Source organism: Lentilactobacillus rapi DSM 19907 = JCM 15042 (genome assembly GCF_001436255.1).
GTDB lineage: Bacteria > Bacillota > Bacilli > Lactobacillales > Lactobacillaceae > Lentilactobacillus > Lentilactobacillus rapi.
In genome coordinates, this window is record NZ_AZEI01000016.1 from 33,502 (window position 1) to 55,931 (window position 22,430).

The window sequence follows — 22,430 nt, forward strand, 5'->3', positions numbered from 1 at the left end:
ATTATTCGTGAACACAAACTAAAAAAGGAGGTTATTACTGTGAACATCGCAATACTAGGGTTTGGAACAGTTGGTTCAGGCGTTTATAAAATTATCAAGAAGGCCAACCGCCAGACCCAAAACCTCCATGTGAAGCATATTTTAATCAGAAAAAATAAAAAACCGGATTTCCCGGAAATGACCGATAGTATTGATGAAATTTTAAATGATGACGATGTTGACGTTGTGGTTGAGGTGCTTGGCGGCATCGAACCAGCCCATCAATACATAGTAGAAGCTCTCAAGCACAAGAAACACGTGATTACCGCCAACAAGGCTGTTATTGCTCAGTATATGGATGAATTCACCAAGGTTTCCCGCGAAAATGGGGTTAAGTTCTACTTCGAATCAAGCGTTGGCGGTGGGATCCCTTGGATTCAAGGATTGGAACGGGCATTGCGGATCGATGACGTGAATAAGATTAAGGGAATTTTCAATGGAACTTCTAATTTTATTCTTGATCAGATGCATCGCACCGGCGAACCATTCAATGACGTGTTGATGCAGGCGCAACAGTTAGGTTACGCAGAAGCTGATCCCAGCGCCGACATTGATGGCTTGGATGTTGCCAACAAGTTATGCATCAGCGTTGACATCGCTTATGACTTGTTCATCAAGCCAACCGCTGATTTGCCGATCTTCGGGATTCGTAACATTACCGAAGATGACATGGCCCACTTTGATCAGTTGGGGATGACTATCAAGTTGATGGGAGTCAGCCACCAGGTTGGCAATGAATTTGATTATATGGTTGAGCCGACGTTGTATTACGGTGACACCTTAGAGGCCCACACCACCGACAATTACAATTTGATTTCGCTTCACGGTGAAACAATTGGTGTCTTGAAGTTTATGGGCCAAGGAGCTGGTCAATTACCAACTGCCAATGCCGTTATCCAAGATATCCTGGATATTTTCCAGAATAAGGAACATCTCAAGCGCGAATTCAAGAGCACATTTAAGTACAGTGCTAATTTAACCAAACATAGTTACATTGTTCGTTCAGAAATTGATTGTTCAACATTATTTAAGAAATTTAACCCATCGGTTCGGGGCGACTACCTGGTTGTAACCGACATTCCGGTTGGGGAAATGCACAGGTTGATGAAGCAGGTGCTCCAAAAAGACGAAACAGCCTTTATGGCAAGCTTACCAATGAAAAAGGGAGGTGCAGCAAAATGAAAGTAGCAAAATTTGGTGGTAGTTCAGTTGCTGACGCGGGTCAGTTCAAAAAAGTGAAAGAAATCGTTCAAGCAAATGCCGATAGACGAGTGGTTGTTGTCAGTGCTGCAGGTAAGAGTGATGACGAACCAATTAAGGTAACGGATTTGCTGATTGAAGTTGAAAAATTAAGGGATGCCGGTGAGAATTATCAGCCAATTTTTAACCATATCGAACAGCGGTTTATTGGTATTCGCGATGCATTGGGCTTAAACGTGGCCATTGAAAATGATTTACAAAAAATTGAACGCCACATTGAAGACGGCAGCCACGATTATTTGGTATCAAGAGGCGAATACTTGACCGCCAAGCTGATGGCTGATTTCTTAGGATTTCAATTCATTGATGCTGCTCGTTTCCTGGTATTCGACGGCAAAGAGGTCAATTACGGCGAATCCATCAATCGGCTGCGTGACTTTTTGACTGAAGACTCCCAAATTGTTGTTCCGGGCTTTTATGGAGTTGACGAAGCAGGAGCAATCCACATCATGGCTCGCGGTGGCGGCGACGTTTCCGGCGCAATCATGGCTAACTTGGTGGATGCAGACCTATATGAAAATTGGACGGATGTTTCCGGAATCAAGATGGCCGATCCCCGGATCATTGACCATTCCAGACGGATTAGTGAATTAACGTATGATGAATTACAAGAACTCTCATACATGGGCGTGAGCGTTTTCCAAGAAGAGGCGATTAAACCGGTTGCTCAACGCCAGATTCCGATTGCAATTTTAAATACAAATCATCCAGAAGAAGACGGTACTTTGGTTCATGACCGGGTTCACCGTGATCGTGATCAGCTGGTAACTGGTGTCGCTGGGAAGAAAGATTATGTGATTATTTCGATTAAAAAATATCAATTAAATAAACGATTTGATATTATGGCGACGGTCTTCTCCAAAATTCAAAAGTTTAACGTGCCATTTGAATATGTATCGTCAGGAACGGACTCATTCAGTTTTCTCGCGAAAAAGGACCAGCTCGATGGCAAGCTGGATGCTATTTTGGCAGCACTGAAGAAATGCGACCTGGACAGAGTTGACTTGGACCAAAATATTGCATTAGTTGCTGCGGTTTCTCACGAATTAAGTGAACGGCCAGCAAATGCCGGCAGAATTTTGGACCTATTAGACGATAGTCAGATTAAGGTTCACCTCGTGATCCAAGAAGGTAGTGACATCAAAGTTGTGTTTGGTGTTGCCAATGAAGACTACGAGAAGACCATCAAAAAGATCTATCGGGATGTCAACTTGCCAGCAAAAAAGTTGCGAATGGTTATCTAAACGGATAGCCTTTCATTTGGAAGCAGCACTGGCTGGGGTGGCTGAGATATTAGCCCCGATCGCGCCATATTTTATAACAATAAAGTTAATAATGTCTGTAAAGTAGTTTCGAGTTGAACCTTAACTTGAAACTATTTTTTTGTCTAAGTGTTTAGATTCAATGGTTTGAAGCTCCTCTCCAACTTGATCATGACCGATACGAAATTTGCGTGCAAAATTTCCCATAACTTTTTTGGAACATGATATTATATTTATGGTAAATGACCAATGAGTTATGAGGGATATAACAAGTAAGGCATTAAAACGTCTGATCAAGGGGAGGAGTTTGTTAACAATGAATAAATTTTCAAAAATACGCGAGGAAAAAGTACATTACAAAATGTACAAAGCTGGTAAGCAATGGCTGTTCGCGGGACTGGCAACAATTAGTTTGGGGCTTGGTTTAGGCTTGTCACAGGGGAATGTCAAAGCCGATACGAGTGCCGAGGTCTCAGCAACAGAAAGGACTACAGCAAGTAGCGCGGTCGGTACGTCCGACGCTGCGAAAACGCCAAGTCAGGGCGCTACTAGTCAAAGTACTGAGGGGGCTAGCACTGCGGCTGAATCTGAAGCCGTGAAGGTGGCTGAACAGAAAACTGAAACGGCCCAGGCTGATCAGGTTGATACTGCGACGCCAGAGTCGACAGCACCTGCAAACGACCAGCAATCACAAGCAAGTGCCAGCCAGTCAGTGGCCGCAAAGCCCGCAAGTGCGGCTTCTTCAGTGACGCCGCAAACAAGTAACAGCACCGCTGCCAAACCAGCTGCTGAGCAAGGGCAACCAACAGCTAGTGCAGCGCCGGTACAACCCAAAGCCGCCACAAATGAGGCTGTAGAAGAAACTCCAGAAGTTCATACGAAAGACACGGCGGCCAACGTTGCGACCGACAAAGCAGAATCAATTGCTCATGCTGATAAAAAAGTGACTGAGCAACCAGAAGCTGATTTGGATCAGACGCCAAAATCAACCAAAGATTCCGGGGTCGCAAGTCAAACCGATCAGCTTTCTGATAAGAAAGCAGCCATTAAAGATGCTGAAACACAAGCTGACCAGGATATGAACCAACTTGTGATGAAAGGGACCAGTGCCAAGCTTTCGATGAAGCTCCAATCAAAGTTGATGCCCAAAGGTGTCAGCCTCATGATGGCTAACGATGAGCCGGCAACTGTTATCAAGACTGGTTACTGGGGTTCAAGTGAGTGGAAATTCATGTCGGATGGCACTTTGAGCATCGGTGAAGGGACCCTGTCAACAGTGAATAAGACGAACAATCCACTGAAGGATTTTGCTAAGGACATCAAGAAGATTATGATTGCCCCGAATACGAAGGCCCCAGTAGATTCTTCCTACCTATTTTCACAGCCTGACGGCAGTGGGTTACCTAACGTGACCTATATTCAAGGTGAGAACTTGAATGTAAAAAATACCCAAAACTTTGCTCGAATGTTCCAAAATGATAAGAGTCTTAAAAGCGTTGATGTTGGCAAGTGGAATGTTAAAAATGCAGTAATGGTAGTGCATTTTCCAGATGATAACCATTTGGGAGCAATGTATCAAATGTTTGACGGTGCCAGCAGCCTACAAACACTCGACCTTAGTAGTTGGGATACTTTTGCATTTCAGACAGCTGGCGGATTTGGCTGGCTCGCAATGCAGGATATGTTGAGAGGGACGTCAAGTCTCTGGAAAATTACCCTCGGTCCCAACACTTTTCTTGCGGCACTCAGTGATTTTGGGGGAACCGTGGTCATTCAAAATGCTCCTGGTAACAACCAAAAGATAGGCGATTCAGATGAGCCGCCATTCTATGCAAGTATTGATCAAACGTGGCAAATGGTCGGGAACGGAACCGATCACAGTCCTGCGGGACGAAAAATAACCCCAGAAGAGATTCAAAAACAGGTGAATGACGGTCAGTTTAATCAGCCAGTTACCTTCGTTTGGAGCCAAGTTCAGCTGGAAGTTGCTAAAGTTCATTTTATCCGCTCAATAGACGGCCAAGAACTGGGGACAACGGACACAGAGCCTACCGCTAAAGGAGAGCAGTTATCCTTAGTAGCTGGTAGTAAGTTTCTTACAAAGAATATGCCTGCTGGGTATCATCTAAGCTCAAAGGATCAGCTGCCAGCCAACGCCAAGCAGCCAACTTCATTAACGTTTGGGACAGATAAGAATGTCAATATTTATGTTACGTCTGACAAGCCGTATTTCAAGGCAGTCACCATTCGCCAAGTTGAAGTTGATCAGGATGGAAACGTAGGCAAAACGTTATCATCAAAGGATATCTTTGCCTTTGCGGGCGATACGATTACAACCAATACCAACGACCCAGAGTGGAAGGCGCCATGGGGATACGAAGTCGTTCCTCAAGACACAGCTTATACGGTGCCTAATGATGCCAGCGCTGGTACTCACACGATTGATATTCAGTATAAGAAGCTTCAAGTGGCAACCATTACTGTCAACTATGTTAATACCAAGACGGGTAAAACCATTGGGCAAAGTAATCCAGTCGGGGACGCTTATGGGATTATTGATTTAGGCGCCAACAGCACCCATTTGGACATTCCAGCTGGGTACCACTATGCGACAACTCCAACGGAACTTGGCAGTAACACCCAGCCAACTACCTTGGAATTTAAGCAGGATTTGCAAACGACAAACGTATACGTTGCTCCTGATGAAATCAAGGCAGAAGACGTTGGCGCTATTACGGTTCATTATTACTTGGATAAGTCAACGACCAAGATTCAAGAAGACCGGAAAGTTGGCGGCTTCGTTGGTGATACCATTACGATTAACGCCCAAGACGCTGAACAAACAATTGCCGGCTACACGCTTGTTCCAGGACAGGCAGCTCAGAGCTTGACATTGGATGGCAAAGCTAAAGAAGCAGTCTTTTACTATACGGCTAACGATACCAATAACATTACAGTGAAGTATATTGATACAACGACTGGTAATGAAATTAGTTCTAATACGCCGGCTGGCCATACGGGTGAGGATCTGAATCTAGGTTCCGACAGCAAGCAGATCACAATTCCAGAAGGGTATCACTATGCAACTCAGGAAGAATTAAAAGATGATCAACAGCAGCCATCGACCTTAACCTGGAAAACGACCGATCAAGAAGCGAAGGTCTATGTCACCGGTAATGAAGTTAAAATGGGCGATGTTAATGCAATTACGGTTCATTACTATGTTGAAGCCACAACTGACAAGGTAAAAGAGGATGCATCAGTCGGCGGCAAGGTCGGTGATCAAGTGACAATCGATCCGGCGGCCGTGAACGGGTATCGCTTAGTTGACGGTCAGGCTGCCAAAAAGTTGACCCTGGATGCCAAAAATGGCCAAACAGTTATTTTCTACTACAAGGCCAATGAGCAAAAGAATATCACCATTGCGTATGTCGACACCAATACCGGAAAAGAAGTTGGCACTAGCACGCCTGATGGGCATACAAATGAAAAGCTCAATTTAGGATCAGATAGTCCTCAGATCAGTGTTCCTGAAGGGTATCATTATGCCACTCCGGAAGAATTGCAAGGCAAACACGAACAACCAACTGATTTAACTTGGACGACCGATGAGCAGAAGACAACTGTTTACGTTGTTGGCAATGACGTGAAGGACACCGACGCTAACGCAGTTAAGGTTCACTACTATTTGAATCATACTGAACAATCATTGAAGCCAGATGACTCATTTGGTGGCAAGGTCGGCAGTCCAGTAACGATCACACCAGTTGATATTAAGGGATATACCGGCATTGACGGTCAGTCAGCTCAGGTTATCACCCTCGATGCCAAAAATGGGCAAACAGTTACCTTCTATTACGAGGCTAATCCGCAAAACAATATTACGGTTACCTATATTAACCAAAAGACCGGTGATAAGATTGGCGAAAGCGAGAATCCGAGCGGTCATACCGGTGAAAAGCTTGACCTTGGTGAAAAGAGTCCCCAAATCAGTGTACCGGAAGGCTACCATTATGCCACTCCAGAGGAACTGGACGGGACCCAAAAACAACCAACCGAGATGACTTGGACGACCGACGACCAGGACGCGAAAATTTTTGTGGTTGGTAATCAGGTTAATCCTGGTGACACGAATGCGATTACTGTTCATTATTATTTGGATAAGACCACCACATCACTTCAGACAGACGGGTCAATTGGTGGCAAAGTTGGTGACTCAGTAACGGTTAATCCCGCCACTATTGATGGTTATTCCTTGGCTGCTGGTCAGAATCCGCAGACGTTGAAGTTGGATGCGAAGAAAGGCCAAACGGTTACCTTCTATTACCAAGCTGACGATCAAAACAACATTACGGTCAACTTAGTAGATCTAAATACTGGCAAACAGGTTGGCGATCCTCAAGTTCCAGCTGGTCATACCGGCGAAGAACTTAATTTAGGCAAAGATAGTGACAAGATCACGATTCCAGACGGCTACCATTACGCAACGCCTGATGAATTACCAGTTGGAACGACTCAGCCAGGTAACTTAACTTGGACCACCGACAAACAGGACACTAAGGTTTATGTTATCGGGAATGAAGTTGAGAAGACAGACGCAAATGCCGTTATGGTTCATCACTACCTCGAAAGTACCACGACAGCACTGAAAGTCGACGACCAACTTGGCGGTCGAGTTGGCGGTCAAGTAACCGCTAAGCCTGCTGAAATTGCGGGTTATACGTTAGTTGATGGTCAGACCGAGCAAGTATTGACGTTAGATGCAAAGCAGGGTCAAACGGTTACCTTCTATTACAAAGCCGATGATCAAAACAATATTACGATCACCTATGTTGATACCAACACCGGCAAAGAGGTTGGCACGCCACAACAACCCACTGGGCACACTGGCGAAGAGCTCAATTTAGGCAAAGACAGTGACAAGATCACGATTCCAGACGGTTATCACTACGCAACGCCTGAAGAATTGCCAGCTGGAACCACTCAGCCGGGGAACTTAACTTGGACGCCAGATAAACAAGCCACCAAAGTGTATGTGACCGGGAATAAAGTTGGAGAAGGCGATACCAATGCCATCACCGTTCACTATTTTGTTGAAAACACGACAAAATCACTGAAGGCTGACGACTCAATTGGTGGTACAATCGGTGTTCCTGTAACGGTTAATCCAGCTGAAATTAAGGGCTATACGCTCGTTGACGGCCAAACAGCCCAAACGATCATGCTAGATGCTAAGAAAGGCCAAACGGTTACTTTCTATTACCAAGCGGATGATCAAAACAACATCACCGTTACCCTGGTGGATCCAAAAACTGGCACCCAAGTTGGGACGCCGCAACAGCCAGCCGGCCATACTGGCGAAGAACTCAATTTGGGCAAGGATAGCGACAAGGTCACGATTCCAGACGGTTATCACTACGCAACCCCTGAGGAATTGCCTGCCGGAACCACCCAACCAGGTAACTTGACTTGGACGACAGACGAACAAGCCACTAAGGTTTATGTCATCGGCAATGAAGTTAAAGAAACCGATGAAAATGCGGTTACAGTTCATCACTACCTTGAAAATACAACAACATCGTTGAAGACCGATGATAAAATTGGTGGTCGGGTTGGCGTTGAAGTAACGGCTTCACCAGCACAAATCAATGGTTACACCTTGGTTGATGGCCAGACGGCACAAACATTGACATTAGATGCCAAGAAGGGTCAAACAGTTACCTTCTATTACAAGGCTGATCCTCAAAACAACATCACCGTTACCCTGGTAGATCCAAATACTGGTAAACCGGTTGGTGATCCGCAACAACCAGCTGGCCATACTGGTGAAGAACTTGACTTGGGTCAGGACAGTGACAAGATCACCATCCCGGATGGCTACCATTACGCCACTCCTGACGAGTTGCCGACAGGGACGACGCAACCAGGCAACTTAACTTGGACGCCAGATAAACAAGATACCAAGGTTTACGTTGTTGGCAATGAAGTGAAGGAGACCGATGAAAATGCGGTTACCGTTCATCACTACCTTGAAAGTACCACGACATCATTGAAAGCCGATGACAAGCTCGGTGGCCGCGTTGGCGGTGAAGTTACTGCCAAACCTGCCGAAATCGCTGGTTACACTTTGGTTGATGGTCAAACGGCCCAGGTATTGACATTAGATGCCAAGAAAGGTCAAACGGTTACCTTCTACTACAAAGCGGATGGTCAGAACAACATCACGATCACCTATGTTGATACCAACTCCAACAAAGAAGTTGGAACTAGCACACCAGCTGGTCATACTGGCGAAGAACTCAATTTAGGCAAAGATAGCGACAAGATTACAATTCCTGAAGGTTATCACTACGCAACGCCGGAAGAGTTGCCTGCAGGGATGGAACAACCCAAAAATACAACGTGGACGACCACGGAACAGGCAACGAAAGTATACGTTACGGGAAATAAAGTTCAAGATAAAGACGCCAACGCCATTACGGTTCACTATTTTGTTGAAAACACGACAACATCATTGAAGGCTGACGATTCAATTGGTGGGACTATTGGGGTTCCTGTAACCGTCACCCCAGTTGAAATCAAGGGCTATACACTGGCTGATGGCCAAGCAGCTCAAACAATCATGCTAGACGTGAAGAAGGGCCAAACGGTTACTTTCTACTATCAAGCTGATGATCAAAAGAATATCACCATCACTTACGTTGACACGGATACTGGTAACCCAATTGGTACCAGCGTTCCAACTGGTCATACCGATGAAAAGCTTGATCTTGGTTCAGACAGTCCGCAAATCAGTGTGCCGGAAGGTTATCACTATGCTACTCCGGAAGAACTAATAGAGACACAAAAGCAACCAACTGAAATGACTTGGACGACCGACAATCAAACTGCCAAAATTTATGTTGTGGGTAATACGATTGATAAGAGTGATAAAAACGCGGTTACGGTTCATCATTATTTGACAAATACGACAACCCAGTTGAAGGCTGATGAAGCGTTTGGCGGCAAAGTTGGCGGTCAAATTACGGTTAATCCGGCAGAAATTAACGGCTACACATTAGTTGACGGCCAAGCTGCCAAGACCTTAACGTTTGACGTCAAAGAGGGCCAAACGGTCACGTTCTATTATCAAGCCGACGATCAAAACAACATTACGGTTAGCTTGATAGATCCAAATACTAACAAACCGGTTGGTGAACCACAACAACCAGCTGGGCACACTGGTGAAGAACTCAATTTGGGCAAGGATAGTGACAAGATCACCATTCCAGAAGGCTATCACTACGCAACTCCTGATGAATTGCCAGCTGGAACGACCCAACCAGGCAACTTGACATGGACGACCGACAAGCAAGATACCAAGGTTTACGTTGTCGGTAATGAAGTGGGGAAGACGGATGCAAATGCCGTTACAGTTCATCACTATCTTGAAAATACGACGACGTCATTGAAAGTTGATGACCAGCTTGGTGGTCGAGTTGGCGGTGAAGTAACTGCCTCACCCGCTCAAATCAGCGGCTACACCTTGGTTGATGGCCAAACGGCACAGACATTGACATTGGATGCCAAGAAGGGTCAGACGGTTATCTTCTATTACCAAGCGGATGATCAAAACAACATCACCGTTACCCTGGTTGATTCAAATACTGGTGATCAGGTTGGTAACCCGCAACAACCAGCCGGCCATACGGGTGAAGAGCTTAACTTGGGTAAGGATAGTGATCAGATCACGATTCCGGAAGGCTACCATTACGCTACCCCTGATGAATTACCAATCGGAACGACGCAACCCGGTAACTTAACTTGGACTACGAATAAACAAGATACGAAAGTTTATGTTGTTGGTAACGAAGTGAAGGAGACGGACGAAAATGCCGTTAAGGTTCATCACTACCTCGAAGGGACAACAACATCATTGAAAGCTGATGATGCACTTGGTGGCCGAGTTGGCGGTAAAGTAACGGCTTCACCAGCCCAAATCGACGGGTACACCTTAGTTGATGGTCAAGTAGCTCAGGAATTAACGTTGGACGCGAAGAAGGGCCAAACGGTTACCTTCTATTACCAAGCAGATGATCAAAATAACATCACTGTTAACCTCGTTGATCCAAATACGAACAAACCGGTTGGCGAGCCGCAACAACCGGCTGGTCACACTGGCGAAGAGCTTAATTTAGGCAAGGATAGCGATCAGATCATGATTCCAGAAGGCTACCATTACGCAACGCCTGAGGAATTGCCAACAGGAACGACCCAACCAGGTAACTTGACTTGGACCACAGATAAACAAGATACGAAAGTTTATGTTGTTGGCAATGAAGTGAAGGAAACCGATGCAAATGCCGTCACAGTTCATCACTACCTGGAAAATACGACAACATCATTGAAATCAGATGACAAACTTGGCGGCCGAGTTGGCGGTGAAGTAACTGCCAAGCCTGCCGAAATTGCTGGTTACCGATTAGTTGATGGTCAGACGGATCAAGTGCTGACATTAGACGCTAAGAAAGGCCAAACAGTTACTTTCTATTACAAGGCTGATGGTCAAAGTAACATTACGATCACTTACGTTGACACCAACACTAACAAGGAAGTTGGTACCAGCACACCAGCTGGTCATACTGGCGAAGAACTCAATTTGGGCAAAGATAGTGACAAGATCACGATCCCAGAGGGCTACCATTATGCAACGCCTAATGAGTTACCAGCTGGAACGACCCAACCAGGCAACTTGACTTGGACGACTGACAAACAAGATACGAAAGTTTATGTTGTTGGAAATGAAGTGAAGGAAACCGATGCAAATGCGGTCACCGTTCACCACTACCTTGAAAATACAACAACCTCATTGAAAGTTGACGATGCACTTGGCGGTCGAGTTGGCGGTGAAGTAACCGCTAAGCCTGCCGAAATTGCTGGTTATACGCTACTTGATGGCCAAACCGCCCAAGTATTGACATTAGATGCCAAGAAGGGTCAAACAGTTACCTTCTACTACAAAGCCGATAATCAAAATAACATCACGGTTAGTCTGGTGGATCTAAACACGGGCAAGCAAGTTGGTGAGCCACAACAACCAGCAGGCCATACCGGCGAAGAACTCAACTTAGGTAAGGATAGTGACAAGATCACCATTCCGGAAGGGTATCATTACGCCACCCCTGATGAGTTACCAACTGGTACGACACAACCAGGTAACTTAACTTGGACTACTGACAAACAGGACACTAAAGTTTATGTTGTTGGGAATGAAGTCAAAGAAACCGATGCAAATGCCGTGACGGTTCATCACTACCTTGAAAGTACCACGACATCATTGAAGTCAGATGATAAGATCGGTGGCCGCGTTGGTGGTGTAGTCACCGCTAAGCCCGCTGAAATCGCTGGTTACACGTTGGTTGATGGTCAAACGGCTCAGGTATTGACATTAGATGCCAAACAGGGCCAAACGGTTACCTTCTATTACAAAGCGGATGGTCAAAACAATATCACGATCACTTACGTTGACACTCATACCAACAAGGAAGTTGGTACCAGCACACCAGCTGGCCACACTGGTGAAGAGCTTGATTTAGGTTCTAACAGCCAGCAAACCAACATTCCAGAAGGTTACCATTACGCAACCCCTGATGAATTACCAGCTGGAACCAAGCAGCCAGGAAACTTGACTTGGACCACGGATAAGCAGGACACTAAAGTTTATGTTGTTGGAAATGAAGTTAAGGGAACCGATGCAAATGCGGTCACAGTTCATCATTACCTTGAAGGCACAACGACATCGTTGAAAGCTGATGAAGGAATTGGTGGTCGAGTTGGTGGTGAAGTCACCGCCAAACCCGCTGAAATTGCTGGTTACACGTTAGTCGATGGTCAAACTGCCCAAGTATTAACATTGGATGCGAAGAAGGGCCAAACAGTTACCTTCTACTACAAGGCCGATGGTCAAAATAACATTACCGTGACCTTCGTAGATCCAAAGACTGGCAAGCAGATTGGTGATCCGCAGCAACCAGCTGGTCACACCGGCGAAGAGCTTAATTTAGGTAAGGATAGTGACAAGATCACCATTCCTGAAGGTTATCATTACGCAACGCCAGCAGAATTGCCTGCAGGAACCACCCAACCAGGTAATCTCACTTGGACAACCGAGGGTCAGGACACCAAAGTTTACGTTATTGGTAATGAAGTTAAAGAAACGGATGAAAATGCGGTAACGGTTCATTATTACTTGGTAAATACCACTCAATCACTTAAAGACGATGGCTTGATTGGTGGGATAGTTGGCAACTCAGTGACAGCTGCGCCAGTAGATATCAATGGTTACACCTTGGTACCTGGTCAAAAAGCCCAAACTTTAACGCTGAAAGCAAAGGGCGGTCAGACCGTTACCTTCTACTATCAAGCTGATGGCCAAAACAACATCACGGTAACCTATACAGATGCAAACACGGGTAATGTGGTGGGCACAAGTACCCCGGCCGGCCACACTGATGAAAAGCTTAATCTAGGTTCTGATAGTAAGCAGATTGATGTTCCAGCAGGTTACCACTATGCAACCCCAGAAGAGTTAAAAGATGGTCAGAAGCAACCAGGTGATTTAACTTGGACAACCACTGATCAGCAAACTCAAGTCTACGTGGTTGGTAATGATGTGAATGCTGGTGACAAGAACGCAGTGACAGTTCACTACTATTTAGAACACACAACGAAGGCTCTCAAAGACGACGATTCCCTTGGTGGCAAAGTCGGCAGCCCGGTTGTTGCTAACCCAGCTCAAATTGATGGGTATACGTTAGTTGATGGCCAACCTGCCCAAACCCTGACATTGAAAGTTGATGAAGGCCAGACGGTCACCTTCTACTACAAAGCTGATGAACAGAAGAACATTACGATTACCTACAAGGATCCGACAACCGGAAATCCAATTGGCGATAAGCAAAATCCAACTGGTCACACTGGAGAAGAACTTGATTTAGGTAGGGATAATGACCAACTCGATATCCCCGAAGGTTATCACTATGCAACACCGGAAGAATTACCTAAAGGCGTTAAACAACCAGGGAACTTGACTTGGACCACTAAAGATCAAGATACTGAAGTCTATGTGATTGGTAATCCGGTCCAACCGGGTGATCCAAACGCAGTGACGGTTCATTACTACGCTGAAGATACAACCAAATCTCTGAAGGACGATGCGTCAGTTGGCGTTGTGGTTGGCAGTCCAGTGACAATTGCCCCAGCAGAGATCAAGGGCTATACGCTGGTAGGTGACCAAACTGCCAAGACATTGATTCTTGATGCCAAGGACGGGCACACGGTTACCTTCTACTACAAAGCCGATGCTCAAGATAACATTACGGTTACCTATGTGGATATCAACACCGATAAAGAAGTTGGTAAAGATACTCCAAGTGGCCATACTGACGAGCAGCTTGATTTAGGCTCCGACAGTAAGCAAGTTGTTATCCCAGCGGGTTATCATTATGCAACTCCGGATGAATTGAAGGACGGTCAACAGCAGCCTAAGGATTTAACTTGGACGACTGATGATCAGAGTGCCAAGATCTACGTTGTTGGTAATACTGTTGGAGAGACGGACGAGAATGCCGTTACGGTTCACCATTATTTGGAAGGAACCACCCAAGTGCTTAAAGAGGATGATTTCTATGGCGGTAAGGTTGGTGATTCAATAACAGCCGGTCCAGCTGAAATTGAAGGTTATACACCAGTTGACGGCCAGCAGGCTCGGACAGTGACACTGCGGGCAAAAGATGGTCATGAGTTAACCTTCTACTATCAAGCAGACGAGCAAAAGAATATTACGATCACGTATATTGATCCAAATACTGATGAGGTGATTGGCAGCCCTGATACGCCAACTGGGCACACTGGCGAGGAACTGAACCTCGGTCCTGATAGTCACCAAATCGATGTTCCTGATGGTTATCACGTTGCAACACCTGAAGAATTGAAAGATGGTCAAAAACAACCTGACAATTTGACTTGGACAACCGAAGATCAGGATACTCACGTGTACGTTGTTGGAGACAAGGTTAATCCAGGGGATGCCAATGCCATAACGGTTCATTACTATGAAAAAGGCACAACTAATCCTGTGAAGCCAGACAGCCAAATTGGTGGCGTTGTCGGTCAAACAATCACTGTTGACCCAGCTAAGGAAACAGTTCCTGGTTACACATTGGTACCTGGTCAAGAAGCCCAAGACTGGCAATTGGTTGCTCATACTGGTCACGATATCATCTTCTATTACACGAAGAATGCTGTTGCGACTGGGACGACCACTGATTCATACCGACCGGTGGCCGATGTCCAAGTGACGACGACAACCAATCGGGATCAGGATACGCAAGCACCTCAATCAGTCACAACCGATAAGCTGTTACCAAAGGGCGAAGCGGTCTATTCATTGAAGAAAATCTATCTCTATAAAGATAAGAACTTCTCCAAGAAGGGTAGAATTGCTGTCTATGCTGGTAAGAATCGGGCATATCGACCAATGTTTGTTGTGATTGGTTACGCCTACTCGAAGAACGGACACTTACGTTATAAGGTTCGCGATGTGAACCACCTAAGCAAGACCAATAACATGGTCGGTTACATCACGGCACAATGGGCTTATGTTCGTCCGGTTTATTACCAAGGTAAGCATAAAGTTTTAACGGTCATTAACCCACGCGGTATTAATGGCTACAAGAAGAAAGACTTGACTGGCAAGGCAATTCACTACAAGCAAGGCACAGTGCTTCACGTTAAGAAAATTGTTCACCATAATTTGACGACCCGGTATGTATTGGATAATGGGCAATACATTACTGGAAACCGAAAACTGGTGATGATGGGTAAACACAAACTACCACGTTTCGCAACGGCTAAGCATGCAATTAATCGTTATCAAAACGCAAACTTAACCAAACGGAATCGACACCTCAACAAAGGAACCAAAGTGAAGATTAAAGGCTACGATTATTCACACGCAAATGATGTTACCAAGACCGGCGCATTAAGATATCAAATCGCTGGTGGTTACATTACTGGTAATGCCAAGTTTGTGAAAGTAACTTATTAATTCTCATGGACTGTGATTGACTAAGTTAGGTGAAAGAAAACAAAAGGGAGGGCCCGTTGAATTCGAAACTCGAATTCAACGGGCCCTCCCTTTTTATTATGTTCATTAAAGTTAAAGTTGATTAACTAGTTTGATAATCTCCGCAACCGTTTTAAGGAGCGGATCATCTAAGTCATCGTCACGAATCAATAAATAGAAGTCGCGAATGAATGCGGTCCCCAAGGTTTGCACTTCAACGCCGGTCGGGACATCTTTTGAAGAGAGGAGTGCCTGACCCACGCCGGTTGAAACAATTCGGCGGATCAGCCCACTGTTGTTAACATGAATGAGCCGGTCAGGGTGGATATCAGCTTCACGAAAATATTGCTCGGTATAGTATCCAATTCCAGAACCAGGTTCACGGGTTATCCAAGTGCCTGTTGGGGCCCCAGCCTTGACCAGCTGGTCTTTGCCAATTGACGTTCGACGGACATTTTGGGTAACCAGTGGTTTTTCAATGATTCCCAGATCAATTTTGTATTCTTCAAGTTGGCTTAGAACCCCCTCGGAATTAGAAACCATCACATCGTAATGAATGGTTGGGTCGCTGACACTGATCTGATTAGCGATTTTCGCAAACATAATTCGTGAGACGGTTTGCGAAATCCCGAAACGGACGTGGGATTGTTCGTTAGTTTGCAGGTCCTTGATTTCAGTATTGATATCGTGCCAATCGTCCAATATCTTGGCGCTACGCTTGTAAAGAATGTCGGCGGCTTCGGTCGGGATGCTTTCCCGCCGGCTTTTACGCTCAAATAATTCAGTGTGCAGTTGGGATTCTAACTGTTTGATCTGATTGGAAACAGTTGGCTGCGTAATAAACAGCTGTTGAGCTGCCAATGAAAAGCTGTGGGTCCGGTAGACGACCATGAAGGTTTCTAAGAATTTAAACATTTAATCACCACTTATAAAGTTTGCCTATAATAAATATTAATATTATCAATTTTATTTATTGTAGCATAATCGTTATAATTAATCTCATCGAAAGACAGGAGGAGAATATATGAAGGTATTTTTAGAGAAATTGCCCTTACCAATTTGCGGATTGATTTTAGGTATTGCATCATTAGGAAACTTATTCAAAGCAATCGGCTTTACGGCTGCTGGGAATGGTTGGGGAATTTTATCCTTAATCTTGATCCTACTTGTCATTGCCAAAATTGCGGTTCATTTTAAAAACAGCATGATGGATTTAAACGATCCAGTGATTGCATCAGTTGCCCCAACTTTCACGATGTCACTGATGATTATCAGCACGTTCTTGAAGGCTTGGGGGTTACCAGTTGTGGCCATCACTCTTTGGACGGCAGCGGTTATTTTACAATTTGTTATTATGGGTTACTTCGTTTACCGCCATTTATTACGCCCCGTTGTTCAGTTAGACCACGTCTATCCAAGCTGGTTCGTGACCTTTGTTGGTATCGGCGTCATTCCGGTTACCGCCAATAACTTTATTCCAGCAATCGGAACCCCAATCTTGTGGTTATCCCTTGGACTATACGCAATCCTCTTGCCAATTGTCTGCATTCGGTTGCTTAGACGCGAATTTATGTTTGAAGCAACCTTGCCATTATTGACGATCATGGCTGCGCCGGCATCACTTTGTTTGACTGGTTACCTCTCAATGAATTCGGCTCCTGCTTGGACGTTCTCACTGATTATGGTCTTGCTTGCCCAGGGACTCTACTGGGGAACGTTGTTGAAGATCGTGAAATACGTTAGATTGTCATTTTACCCAAGCTTCGGTGCCTTCACATTCCCACTGGTTATTTCCGCTACGGCGCTGAATCTGTGGAATCACAGTTTTAATTTGGCCAACGGGCTTAACGCTGTGATCGGCATTGTTGCAGACGTCGAGATTACCTTGGCAACTTTGATGGTTGCGTTTGTGGTGGTTCGCTATGGTAAGTTCCTGGTTAAACTTGCCGTGGACGCGTTGCAAAGCAAAAAAGTCATCGCTTCAGAAGATGAAACAGTTAGTAAATAAGTTAGAATAAGAAAAACCGGCGCCGCTCATTGGCTGCCGGTTTTTCTTATAGATTAAATGCGTTCAGATACTTCACCGTCCCACTAACGCCCCGTAAACCGCCAGGGACCAGCTCCTTAATCATATACGTTTCATCAGGAACTGGGAATGGGGACTTAATCCCGTAATTGCTGGCTTTATGATAGCCGAATCTTGGATAATACTCAGGCCAACCAAGCACGCTAATAAATTTGTAGCCTTGATTAATGGCCCGGGTTTCCAGCTCGTTGATGATGGCCGTCCCAATCCCAGATTTTTGAAAATCGGGATGAACATCGAGGGGCGCTAAACAAAGGCCGGGAAATGACTGATGACTATTGACAATGGAGATTTTGCTTAACAGCCCGTGGCCAACAATTTGATTGTTATCATCAGCGACGACCTCTAACTTTTTATGATACGAGGGATCTAACCGAATCTTACTAACCAATTCTGCCTCGTTGCGGTAACCGTTGGCCGTTTTGGAAAATGTCGTCCGAATCAGATCATCCACTGCTGAATAATCTTCTTGGCGAATCGTTCTAATTAACATCATGATTGTCCCACCTTTCTGGAAAAATTAGATTGGTGATGCTTTGCTGGTTTGGTGATGGATGGCCCTGGGTAATTGTTAACGCAAACCACTATTCGAAAACCACAAACCATGTCACCGCTTTGGCTTGTTCACGCTTCTTGAAAAGAATATGTTAACAATCATCATAACTAAGCCGATCATTAGGAGAATGAAAGCAACTGAGTTATTTCCAGTTGCTAAAAATGCCATCGCGCCCAAACAAAAAATTAGGGAAATGATACTTGCCGCGGTTACTAAGATTCGCATTTGACTCACCTCAATGTCTTGTTTCGTAAATGGACCTTGGTTAAAGTATAACGAAAATGATGAATATTGCCAAAAATGATCAGACAATCCGGAATAAAAAATAGATTAATGCTGAAAGCCTGATAAAATGGCATTTTGATGAGATTATCCTCACAAAATTTTAAAAAAGAGGTTGACATTGGGTCGGCTCATGGCTTAAACTTCATTCAACATTCAAATACGACTAAATGAGTTGTTTCGATGGAGTCACCCCACAGTCTTACAAAGAGAGTACCGATTAGGTGTGAAGGTATTAAAACTGTGAAGGCAAAAGATCGTTACAAGCAAGTTCACTTTTCGAGGTGAAATGGTGGCACCCATTAACATGCGGCCCCTAAGAGGATTTCTCTTGTGGGTTTGAAGGAATTGCTTGAAAGAGTCATTCAAAATAAGGTGGTACCACGTTATCTTAACGTCCTTTGGTTTTATAACCAGAGGGCGTTTTTTAGTCGGATTTGAAAGTGAGCGTATCAAAGCGGTTAGAAACTGTCGTATAAGTCTCCTTGGTCAGAAATTCCCAGGTTTGGAATTTTTGACCGAGGTGCTTATGTGGAAGTTTCTGCTTTGTATAGCTGTCCTAATCAAAATAAAAGGAGTGGTCATTATGAAGTACGGCATTATTGGTGCAGGCGCAATGGGAGTAAGGTATGGTGTCATGTTACAGGAAAACGCCAATGTTGACGTTGACTTCATCGAGACCTGGGAACCAAACATCAACCAGATTCGTGAACAAGGCGGCGTTTCAGTTGCTCGTGATCACCAAAACCGGCGAATCGTTCCCATCAACATTTATCGACCAGAAGAATATCAGGGTCATCCAGATGTCTGGATTGTCTTTAAGAAGCAAATGCAGTTAGCTGATGAACTAGATCGTGATCGTGCTGCTGGGATCTTCCATGATGATCAATATGTCTTTTCTGCAATGAACGGCATGGGCCACTTTGAAAAGATTGCGAACTACTTCCCGAAGGATCATATTATTTGCGGCACAGCGATGATTGCAACCCGAATGGATGGACCCGCAGACATTGATTTCATGGGAGCTGAAGGTGACGAGGTCATGCACATGGCCCGCTACACCAACGAAAAGCCGGATCAGACGACCCAAGCGGTCTTCGATGATTTTACCAAGGCCAAGTTAGGACCAGTGTTCGCGGATGAATGGAAAGGTATGTGCATGTCCAAGGTCGTCTTCAACGCCGTTACCAACACATTATGTACGATGTTTGAAATGCAGATGGGTCAATTCATTGAGTACCCTGGCGTGCGGGAAATGTCGCGGCAATTATTTGATGAAGCTTATGATGCGTGTGAGCGGGCCGGCATTTATCTAATCCCCACCCGCCAAGAGCAGGTCGATTCCGTGATTACCGTCAGCAAAGAATACAAGTACCACTATCCATCAATGTACCAAGACTTTTCCAAGGGGCGGCCAACGGAAGTTGATTATATCAACGGTTATATTGCCAAAATCGGCCGGGAGCATAACTATGTGTGCCGCACCCACGAGTTTGTGGTTCACGAAGTTCACATGGCGGAAATGATGAGAAAGTATCATCAACCGCAAACCAACGATACTGATAAGGAGCGTGTCCACGCATGACAATTCAATTTTCTGACCAAGTTCCCAAAAGTGATCGTGATCCAGTCGGTGACATTCTCAAAGTCGCTGAAGAGCGGATCAAGATTGGCATCGAACGATTAGGCAGTGCAATTAAAGAAACTATTGAAGCTAATCAAAACTCACGGGTCATTGAGCAGGTCTAATTGAAATAATAACGAGCATATAAGGGGATGGTACCAGCATTTTAGATATCAATTGCCTGTATGACCCACTTTCACATAGCACCATCATCCGGGAGTTAACTCCCGACACATATATAGAAGTAACGTGAGCGCTGGCGGTGGCTGGCGTTTTTTGCATAGAAGTGATCTTATTCATAGTAACGATTTACTATTCGTATTTTACTAAAATTCCCATTTCTTTACCCCCGGGGTTCAGTGGTACTATGGTTAAGTATCGATTTATCCGAAATTAGGGGGCAGTTCATTGGATTCAACCGCAAACTTAAACGCAAACCAGAATAACACCAAGCAACATCCGTTCCTAGCGATCACAATTGTCGCCTTGATGACCTTCATGGGAGTTCTAACGGAAACGTCAATGAACGTGACCTTTCCAACGTTGATGAAGCAATTCAACATTTCCCTGGCAACTGTCCAGTGGGTAACTACCGGCTATCTCTTGACGGTGGCCTTACTCACCATTACGTCCGCATTTTTGAAACGGCGCTTTACCAACAAGCAATTATTTATTTCCGCCGCGCTGCTATTTATTGCCGGCGACATCATGTGTGGCTTAGCGACCTCCTACTGGCTATTACTAATTGGCCGCATCATTCAGGCAGGCTGTGTGGGCCTTTCCGGACCGTTGATGAATAATATCATTTTAGATATTGTGCCCCCACGGAAATTAGGAACTTATATGGGGATGGCGAACCTGATTGTGCTGGTCGCGCCAGCGCTTGGACCAACGTTTGGTGGTTCAGTGGTTGCCTTTGCCAGTTGGCGGATGATTTTTTGGCTGACGGTGCCATTCACATTAATCCTGCTGGCTTTGGGTGTGTTTATCATCAAGCAGTATTCACCAACCCAGCACTACGAGTTCGATTGGCTGCGGTTTGCGTTGTTAGCAGTCGGGTTAGTCAGTCTATTAATGGGCTTCAATATTTTGGGTCAACCGCATGTGCTGGTTAAATTTTTATTGTACATCGGATTAAGTGTTTTGATGTTTAGTTTATTCGGCTGGCGGTCAAAATACAGTCATAAAGCCCTATTTAAGCTCGCCGTTTTTAAACAACCAGTCTTCTTGTTCAGTTTCTTACCATATGTCCTCCTGCAATATTCTAACATTGGGATTAACTTCATGCTGCCAAGTTACGTTCAAATGGTCAACGACGCCAGTTCGTTCATTGGTGGCCTGATTCTCTTGCCAGGGAGTGTGCTAAACGGGTTGGGTCAGCCTTTGTATGGTTGGATGCTCGATCACCTGGGTGGCAAAGTGCCATTGTACCTGGGTAACACGCTGTTCTTCATTCCGTTAATTTTATTCACGATTTTTGGTCAGCACATTAGTATCATCAACATCATCATCTTGTACACCGTCTTTGCGGCTGGTCGTTCGATGGCATTTGGCAATAGCATGGCCTATGGGTTGAAGAAATTAGCTCGAAATGAGCGCAACGATGCCAACGCCATTTACGGAACGGGCAATATGGTTGCCGGTTCATTGGGCACAACGATCATTGCGACGTTGATGACTTCGGTAACCTTACCCAACTTTTCAAACGCGCAAAACATTGCTGCTGGTAGTCAACTGGCGTTTGGGATGTTGGCCGTAATCGGGGTGGTCAACTTCTGGTTGTTTAGGCGGTTATTTAGAAGTAACTAGTTTAGCTGGAGGATTCATTTGGTTGGATCCTTTTTATGTGTGCTAAAGTTTGCATAAATGCATCTTGAGTATGTTTGTTTTTGAGAATCAAGAAAATAACGATGAGTTCAGTAACAGTGTTGATTGTGGGCGAAGCAGTTTTAAATGGTATCTGGTTAAAGACACTAGAAATCGGAAGAAGAAAGCCCGTAAAGAAATTGAAGAAATGAAAGCCAAAGATTTGTCGGGGTGGTCTAGGCACGGGTTATGGCTATTGGTTGAAGCACTGTGGTTTGGATGGTATACTGTAACCGAATGAAATGCAAATATTCACTTAACTGCTTATCACCGCTAGGGTAGGCAGTTTTTTTGTGGCTTGAATTTACACTTTAAGTGCAACACTAATTAAATAAAGAATGGCCCATGGC

At 44.9% G+C, this 22,430-nt stretch carries 10 protein-coding genes; 7 read left to right on the top strand and 3 right to left on the bottom strand.

What is annotated here, in order from left to right; genetic code table 11:
• Window positions 1–39: 39 nt before the first annotated feature.
• The 3 genes from FD12_RS02510 (at window position 40) to FD12_RS13810 (ending at window position 15,648) form a co-directional block, all read left to right on the top strand.
• On the top strand, window positions 40–1,221 hold the full coding sequence (locus FD12_RS02510; protein ID WP_056981506.1) for a homoserine dehydrogenase: 1,182 nt from the start codon (window positions 40–42) through the stop codon (window positions 1,219–1,221).
• Entirely contained in the window at window positions 1,218–2,543 is a 1,326-nt protein-coding gene (locus tag FD12_RS02515; protein ID WP_056981508.1) for an aspartate kinase, read from the top strand. The genes FD12_RS02510 and FD12_RS02515 overlap by 4 nt, the downstream gene beginning before the upstream one ends.
• Window positions 2,544–2,877: 334 nt before the next feature.
• Window positions 2,878–15,648: a MucBP domain-containing protein gene (locus FD12_RS13810; protein WP_056981510.1), complete on the top strand. Its 12,771-nt coding sequence runs from the start codon at window positions 2,878–2,880 to the stop codon at window positions 15,646–15,648.
• Window positions 15,649–15,759: 111 nt separating this feature from the next.
• Here FD12_RS13810 and FD12_RS02525 read toward each other — a convergent pair whose 3' ends face one another.
• A complete protein-coding gene (locus FD12_RS02525) occupies window positions 15,760–16,581 on the bottom strand; it encodes a LysR family transcriptional regulator (protein WP_056981512.1) in 822 nt (273 codons plus the stop codon).
• Window positions 16,582–16,690: 109 nt separating this feature from the next.
• Between FD12_RS02525 and FD12_RS02530 the strand changes: the two genes are divergently transcribed.
• Window positions 16,691–17,674: a TDT family transporter gene (locus tag FD12_RS02530; protein WP_056981513.1), complete on the top strand. Its 984-nt coding sequence runs from the start codon at window positions 16,691–16,693 to the stop codon at window positions 17,672–17,674.
• Between the two features lie 46 nt (window positions 17,675–17,720).
• On the opposite strand, the gene FD12_RS02535 is transcribed toward FD12_RS02530, so the two are convergent.
• Both FD12_RS02535 and FD12_RS13815 read right to left on the bottom strand, forming a co-directional pair.
• Window positions 17,721–18,245 (bottom strand): GNAT family N-acetyltransferase, encoded by a 525-nt coding sequence (locus tag FD12_RS02535; protein WP_054747655.1) that lies wholly within the window; start codon window positions 18,243–18,245, stop codon window positions 17,721–17,723.
• Window positions 18,246–18,359: 114 nt separating this feature from the next.
• The gene (locus FD12_RS13815) at window positions 18,360–18,533 is read right to left on the bottom strand and encodes a DUF2207 domain-containing protein (RefSeq protein ID WP_146985992.1); all 174 of its coding nucleotides are present in this window, start codon (window positions 18,531–18,533) and stop codon (window positions 18,360–18,362) included.
• Window positions 18,534–19,176: 643 nt separating this feature from the next.
• Between FD12_RS13815 and FD12_RS02540 the strand changes: the two genes are divergently transcribed.
• From FD12_RS02540 to FD12_RS02545, 3 genes are all read left to right on the top strand, one after another.
• Entirely contained in the window at window positions 19,177–20,175 is a 999-nt protein-coding gene (locus tag FD12_RS02540) for a ketopantoate reductase family protein (protein ID WP_054747598.1), read from the top strand.
• Window positions 20,172–20,339, top strand: coding sequence for a hypothetical protein (locus tag FD12_RS13820; protein WP_156404062.1), 168 nt, complete (start codon window positions 20,172–20,174; stop codon window positions 20,337–20,339). Before FD12_RS02540 ends, FD12_RS13820 begins: the two co-directional genes overlap by 4 nt.
• Before the next feature lie 364 nt (window positions 20,340–20,703).
• Window positions 20,704–22,023: an MFS transporter gene (locus FD12_RS02545; RefSeq protein WP_082622146.1), complete on the top strand. Its 1,320-nt coding sequence runs from the start codon at window positions 20,704–20,706 to the stop codon at window positions 22,021–22,023.
• Window positions 22,024–22,430 lie beyond the last annotated feature (407 nt).